Origin of the sequence: Nocardia sp. BSTN01 (assembly GCF_015354405.1) — a bacterium.
GTDB lineage: Bacteria > Actinomycetota > Actinomycetes > Mycobacteriales > Mycobacteriaceae > Nocardia.
Genome location: NZ_JADKYP010000069.1, coordinates 21,424 through 27,946 on the forward strand (window position 1 = coordinate 21,424; position 6,523 = coordinate 27,946).

Genomic DNA, 6,523 nt, shown 5'->3' on the forward strand with positions numbered 1-6,523 from the left:
CGAGACGGTCTGATGACCATCGGGGAGCTGTCCGGGCGCACCGGCGTCCCGGTCCGCACCATCCGCTTCTACTGCGACGAAGGGGTGCTGGAAGCGCGCCGCAGCGCGGCCGGGCATCGACTGTTCGATCCGGCGACCGCGGTCGATCGACTACAGCTGGTGCGACGACTACGGACGCTGGGCCTCGGGTTGCCCGCGATCATGGGCGTACTCACCGGCGCCACGTCGATAGCCGACGCCGTCGCCGTCGAAAAGGCTTCTCTGGACAGAGAATTGGCAGCCCTGACCTGGCGAAGGGCAGCGCTGGCGGCGGTCCGGGACACATCGCCCGCCCGGCACGCCGCGCAGCTGGAACTGGTGGCCGCGGTCGGTGACCGCCGACGCGCCTACGACGATCTCATCGCGTTCTGGCGCCGCCTGCTCACCCCGATCGCACCGGAATTGTTCGACGCTTTCGTCGCCATGAACATTCCCGCCCCGCCTGCCGATCCGACACCCCGGCAGGTCGTCGCCTACGCCGAACTAGCCTCCGCCGCAACCGATCCGGTATTGACCGCCGCGCTGGCGAAACAGCTCTGGCGCCACGATCCCACACATGTTCGCGACAAACGCGCACTGCTCGCCGGCGTCGCCGAGGCTTGTGCCATCGTGGACCCGCTGGTAGCCGCGCACGTCGAACCGCGGCCCGGCGCCGAACTCGACCGGTTCCTCGCCGCCCACGCCGCCGCCCGGCGCGTTCGCCCCACGGCCGAGTTCCGGCGCCGGCTGCTCTACGGCGCCGACGATTACGATCCGCGCATTCGCCGATACTGGACGCTCACCACTGAGATCACCGGCACGACCACCACCGGCGCGGCACAGGACTGGCTGTACCGGGCGCTGAGCCGGTCGTAGTGGCGAGGCAGGGCCTCGCTCTCACTTCTCCAGATACGCGATCATTCCGTCGATGAGTCCTTGGATGGCGTCGTCGAGGTTGCCGTAGGTGCCGAGGGTGCGTTCGGAGGTGATGCCGCGCATGGCGGCGGGGAGGAGGGCGGCGACGCGGCGGATTTTCACCGGATCTACGCCGAGGTCGGCGAACGCGCGTTCACATGCCTTGTCCCAGTTGGGTTTCCACGAGGCGAGTTCGGCGGCGGTCAGAGGATAGTCGCGTTCGAGTTCGGCGTGGTCGCGGGGCAGGGCGGCGCGCAGGGTTTCGATGGCCAGCGATTCCGGGCGACGCAAGCCGATCGCCATCGTGTTGATCAGGGCGCTGACCCGTTCGGCCAGGGTGCCTTCCGTCGCGATGCCGGCGGGCAGGTCGCCGCGTTTGTCGGCGGTGTACCGGAGTACCGCTGCCCACAGGCCGTCGATATCGCCGAACTGGTACTTCACGACTCCCCAGGTGGCGCCGATGTCGCGGGCGATCCGGTTGCCGGATACGGCTGCGGGGTCGCCGGTGGCCAGCGAGGTGATCGCGGCCTCGAGCATGGCCTCACGCGATTGGATACCGCGCTTGTTCGCACGCCTCCCACTCATCACTACGTCCGTCACGACGGTCGATAATACCGTGCCTGATCTGCGGCATCCAGTTTCAACGAACCCTCTTGTCTTCTTTCAAAGAGGGTTCTACTCTTGTGTCGCCGGGCGCGAGTTCAGCGGTCCGCGCCGCGATGTGCGACCCCTCGCCGAACGTGGAGGATCGAGATGGCAAAGCCACCCCTGTCGATGGAGCCGACGGGCTGGTTCCAAGTCGCCTGGTGCGCGGAGATCGCGGTCGGCGCCGTCCACAAGATGAAGTACTTCGGCCGCGAGATGGTCGCGTGGCGGTCGGCCTCGGGGCAACTGGCGGTGTTCGACGCGTACTGCGAACATCTCGGTGCGCACCTGGGCTACGGCGGGCGCGTCGAGGGCGAGAATCTGGTGTGCCCGTTCCACGGCTGGGAGTGGAATCGGCAGGGGCGCAACGTCTGCATCCCCTATGAGTCACATCCCAACAAGGGCCGCCGCATCCGCAGCTATCCGGTCGTCGAACGCAACGAGGCCGTGTGGATCTGGTACGACATCGACGGTCGCGCACCGTATTTCGAGGTGCCGGATATCTTCGAGGCGTTCGGCGACGACAGGACCGCCGCCGACTACTACCCGCCGGTACCCGCGGCCACGCTGTTCCGGCCGGGGCTGGAACTGCATCCGCAGTACATCATGGAGAACGGCGTCGACTTCGCGCATTTCAAGATCGTCCACAAGACGCCGTTCGTGCCGGAGTTCACCCGCCACGACTTCTCCGGCCCGGTCTCCTATGTGGACTTCACCATCGCCTTCGAGGAGGGCGTCAGCGAATCGGACGTCAACAGCGGCGTGGAGTCGATCAACGCCGGCCTGGGCTGTTCGATCACCAAGAGCTGGGGCATGGTCGACAACCGCACCATGCCCGCGGTCACCCCGGTGGACGACTTCACCTCCGACGTCCGGTTCACCGTGTGGATCGGCCGCAAGCCGGGCGACGACAGCCCGGAGATCACCCGATACGGCAAGACGATGGCCGATTTCGTCATCGAACAGTTCGAGGCCGACATCAACATCTGGGCGCACCAGCGCTACTCCGACCCACCCGCGTTGAGCCGCAAGGAATTTCAGGGATTCACCGCGTTGCGCGAGTGGGCGCTGCAGTTCTATCCCGACGGCGGGCCCGCGGGCACCGATCCCCGCCGACCACACACCGGGGCAATACATCCCGCGGCCGACGCGACCGCCTGAGCACCGTCACCGGCAGCCAACACACCGAAAGGCACGCGATGAGCACCTCCGACCCGATCCGGGTATTCCAGGTCGCCACCGGCAATCTCGGCACCGAGATGATCGGCCGGATCCGGAACCATCCGGATCTCGAACTCGTCGGACTCCACTGCTACACGCCCGAGAAGATCGGACGCGACGCCGGTGAGATCGTCGGCCTCGACCCGATCGGGGTCACCGCGACCGGCACCGTCGAGGAGATCATCGCCGCGCGACCCGACGTGCTCACCTTCCACGGCGTCTTCCCCGACGAAGACCTCTACGAGAAGGTGCTCGAAGCGGGCATCAACGTGGTCACCACCGCGGACTGGATCACCGGCTTCCACCGCGACACCAACCATGCCCATCCCTCGGGCCGCAAGGTCAGCGAGGTGATCCAGGCCGCCTGTGAGCGCGGTAATGCCACCTTCTACGGCACCGGCATGAACCCGGGTCTGTGCCAGATCCTGGGCATCGTGCACACCGCGGACGTCGCCGATATCGAGAACATCACCGTCACCGAATCGGTCGACGTCTCCTGCCATCATTCCGTCGACACCTGGAAGGCGGTGGGCTACGGCCGTCCGGTCGACGACCCGACGATCCCGGACTCGCTCTACCGGTACACCGCGGTGTTCGCCGATTCGGTCTACCTCATGGCCGACGCTTTCTGCCTCGAACTCGACGAGGTGACATTCAGTTACGAACTCGGCGCCTGCACCAAGGACGTCGACCTCGGCTGGTATTTCATGCCCAAGGGTTCGCTCGGCGCCAACTACATCAAGTATCAGGGCATGGTCGACGGCGTCGCGCGCGTGGAGACCCATCTCGAATGGCAGATGACGCCGCACACCGACCCGTCGTGGGAGATCAAGGGCTGCTACATCACTCAGGTGACCGGCGACCCCAACATCTACAGCAAGCACATGATCTTCCCGCGTAAGGGATTCGACCTGTCGAACCCGGAGAACTTCGCTTCGATCGGCATGACCGTCACCGGCCTGCCGGCCCTGAACGCCATCCGATCCGTTGTGGCCGCGCGCCCCGGCATCATCACCAGCGCGGACCTGCCGCTGCGCAGCTTCGCGGGACGCTTCACCATCTGAGCTCTCGGCAGCCGCATCCCGGCCTCTCCCATGGGTCGCTCATGCATGGGGTGCGGCTGAATCCTGTTGCGGGCTTTCGCGGTCCGAGGAGGTTAGGGTTGGGCAAAGGGGTTGCCTGATCGGAGGTGTGGGATGGCTGATCTGTTTTCCACTGCGCTGCGGGCTCATCAGTGGATCTACGAGAAGTCGGACGGGTATGTGGGGCACCGGCTGCTGTTCGGAAATCCCACCCTGTTGTTACGGACGGTGGGGCGCAAGACGGGGCAGCCGCGGACCAGTGCGCTGACCTATGCGCGCGACGGTGACGACTATCTGGTGACGGCATCCAACGGCGGGTCGCCGCGGCCGCCGGGGTGGCTGGCGAATGTGAAGGCGGCGCCGGAGTGTGAGATCCAGGTCGGGCATCGGCGGATTCCGGTGACCGCGCAACCGACATATCCGGAGGACACCGAGTACGCGCGGCGGTGGACGCTGGTCGACAAGGTCAACAAGGGCCGGTACACGCAGTATCAGACGATGACCGATCGGCCCATATCGGTCGTGGTACTCAGCCCGCGAAGGTGACGCGGGCGGCGGTCGGACCGGTCACATTCGTCCGGATCGCTTGGTTTTCGGGCAAAGGTTTCGCTATCCTCGCTTCCGAGGGGAGTACTTCCCAAGCGCCACACCGGTCAGTACGGATTCCGCCGTCGGGATCCCCGGATGGCCACCCGGATATCGGGTGAAGGAGACCTCGGGTGCTTTCGCATACCCGAGGAGACCTGTGAATTCGTCCGTTCTCGCAGCCGAACAGCTGCACACCATCGGCAGTCCGTGGCTGTGGGTCGCCACCATCGCCGGTGTGCTGGTGTTGCTCGCGCTGGACTTCGTCGTCACCCGCAAACCGCACGAGGTGTCGATGCGGGAGGCGGTCGGCTGGACCGTGTTCTACCTGGCGTTGCCGGTCGCGTTCTTCGGCATTCTGTGGGCCGGATTCGGATCGAAGCCGGCCACGGAGTTCATCACCGGTTATCTGCTGGAGAAGTCGCTCTCGGTGGACAACCTGTTCGTCTTCATGCTGCTGCTGGCGGCCTTCGCGGTCCCGGCGGTGCTGGCGCAACGGGTGCTGTTGTTCGGCATCGTGGGCGCGCTGGTGCTGCGCGGCATCTTCATCGCCGTCGGCGCGGCCGCGCTCGCCTCGCTGGACTGGGCGTTCCTGCTGTTCGGCGCGGTTCTGCTGCTCACCGCGCTCAAGCTGATCCGCGACGCGGTCACCGGGCACGAACAGGAAGTCGACATCTCCCGGATGCGGTCGGTGCGCCTGATGCGCAGACTGATGCCCGTCACCGACGACTACCGCGGCACGAAGATGACCGTGCGGGAGGCGGGCCGCCGCGCCCTGACCCCGCTCGCCCTGGTGGTCACCGCCGTCATGGCGACCGACCTGGTGTTCGCCATCGACTCGGTGCCCGCGGTCTACGGCGTCACCGGCGACCCGTACCTGGTGTTCGCCACCAACGCGTTCGCCCTGCTGGGGCTGCGCGCCCTCTACTTCGTCCTGCAGGCGGTCCTGGCCCGCCTCGTCCACCTCGCCTACGGCCTGGCGGTGATCCTCGGCTTCATCGGCGTCAAACTGGTGCTGCACTGGGCGCACGGCTACTGGGACTGGCTGCCGGAGATTCCCACCGCCGCCTCCCTGCTGGTGATCGTGGTGGTGCTCGGCGCGGTGACCGTGACCAGCCTGCTGGCCACCCGGGGCGAGAAGGACGGCGACTCCGCCACCATCGACACTCCCGCCCGATAGGAAGTACGCGGCCGGTGGGCACCGGAGTTGTCCCACCTCGAAATTTCGCCGTACCGTGGGCCGGTGCTGTCCCGCTTCCGACGTATCGATCCGGTCCGCACCCGGCGCGCCGTCGACGCGCTGCGATTGCCGGAGGCCGTCTTCAAGACCTGCCCCTGGCAGCCGCGAGACGTGGTGAAAACCGGTCTGCGGCAATGGTTGCGGTGCTGCGGTGCGGCGCTGGCCGACGACCAGGTGATCGGAATGCCGTCCCATGCCGTGGACGAGGCATGGCACGGTTTGATCCTGTGCACCGAGCGATATCGCGACTTCTGCGATGCCGCGTACGGCCGGTTTCTGCACCATTTCCCCGAGGGCGACGGCTACGGCGGCGGCAGCGGTGTGCCGATGGCGACTCAACTCGGCCGCACCGTCGTCGCCTGGTCCCTCGTTGCCGACCCGGGCGAGAACTGTGTGCTGTGGGATCTGGATACGATTGTGGGAGTGGAGAATCCGTGGGGCGTGCCGCCGGAGCGGGTCACCGAGGTGGAAACCGCCTTGGATGAGATCAGCGCGGGCTCACCACGTCGCTCCCCCGCGTAACCGCGGCCCGGATCTGCCGGATAGCGCCGCTCCGCTCTGCCGTGTGAAATGCGGCCGACCCTGGCGCCCTGGTCGGGGACAGGGACCACCATGCCGGTCGGCGACATCGAGAACCACTCGGCACGGATATTCCCGGCGGCACATTGTTCGGCGGCGTTCACTCGGGCCGGCGCGAAGAGATCGGGCGCAATTCGGCGATCTGCGGGCCGGCCTTGGGCGTCCCCGGACCGGGTTCGGCCTCCATTACCAGCTTTCCGCTGGGTCACCGGAGCGCGAGCCCGATGTGACCGTTCGC

7 protein-coding genes are annotated in these 6,523 nt (G+C 66.7%); 6 read left to right on the top strand and 1 reads right to left on the bottom strand.

From position 1 onward, the window contains the following. Nucleotides 1-12 precede the first annotated feature (12 nt). The gene (locus IRT45_RS32210) at nt 13-894 is read left to right on the top strand and encodes a MerR family transcriptional regulator (protein WP_194809570.1); all 882 of its coding nucleotides are present in this window, start codon (nt 13-15) and stop codon (nt 892-894) included. A gap of 21 nt (nt 895-915) precedes the next feature. On the opposite strand, the gene IRT45_RS32215 is transcribed toward IRT45_RS32210, so the two are convergent. Further along, complete coding sequence (locus tag IRT45_RS32215; RefSeq protein ID WP_194809571.1) at nt 916-1,533, bottom strand: TetR/AcrR family transcriptional regulator; 618 nt, start codon at nt 1,531-1,533, stop codon at nt 916-918. Nucleotides 1,534-1,686: 153 nt separating this feature from the next. On the opposite strand from IRT45_RS32215, the gene IRT45_RS32220 reads away from it, so the two are divergent. From IRT45_RS32220 to IRT45_RS32240, 5 genes are all read left to right on the top strand, one after another. Further along, nucleotides 1,687-2,739 (top strand): Rieske 2Fe-2S domain-containing protein, encoded by a 1,053-nt coding sequence (locus tag IRT45_RS32220; protein WP_194809572.1) that lies wholly within the window; start codon nt 1,687-1,689, stop codon nt 2,737-2,739. 38 nt (nt 2,740-2,777) lie between these two features. Continuing rightward, nucleotides 2,778-3,863: a dihydrodipicolinate reductase gene (locus IRT45_RS32225; protein WP_194809573.1), complete on the top strand. Its 1,086-nt coding sequence runs from the start codon at nt 2,778-2,780 to the stop codon at nt 3,861-3,863. Between the two features lie 132 nt (nt 3,864-3,995). After that, a complete protein-coding gene (locus tag IRT45_RS32230) occupies nt 3,996-4,427 on the top strand; it encodes a nitroreductase family deazaflavin-dependent oxidoreductase (protein ID WP_194809574.1) in 432 nt (143 codons plus the stop codon). 199 nt (nt 4,428-4,626) lie between these two features. After that, complete coding sequence (locus tag IRT45_RS32235) at nt 4,627-5,646, top strand: TerC family protein (protein WP_309241249.1); 1,020 nt, start codon at nt 4,627-4,629, stop codon at nt 5,644-5,646. 63 nt (nt 5,647-5,709) lie between these two features. Continuing rightward, on the top strand, nt 5,710-6,228 hold the full coding sequence (locus tag IRT45_RS32240; protein WP_375540179.1) for a hypothetical protein: 519 nt from the start codon (nt 5,710-5,712) through the stop codon (nt 6,226-6,228). The last annotated feature ends 295 nt before the right edge of the window (nt 6,229-6,523 follow it).

What these genes read in the sequence shown, in the direction of transcription:
- IRT45_RS32225 (WP_194809573.1), top strand. Translation starts at nt 2,778, where the DNA reads ATGAGCACCTCCGACCCGATCCGGGTATTCCAGGTCGCCACCGGCAAT.
- IRT45_RS32220 (WP_194809572.1), top strand. Translation starts at nt 1,687, where the DNA reads ATGGCAAAGCCACCCCTGTCGATGGAGCCGACGGGCTGGTTCCAAGTC.
- IRT45_RS32210 (WP_194809570.1), top strand. Translation starts at nt 13, where the DNA reads ATGACCATCGGGGAGCTGTCCGGGCGCACCGGCGTCCCGGTCCGCACC.
- IRT45_RS32230 (WP_194809574.1), top strand. Translation starts at nt 3,996, where the DNA reads ATGGCTGATCTGTTTTCCACTGCGCTGCGGGCTCATCAGTGGATCTAC.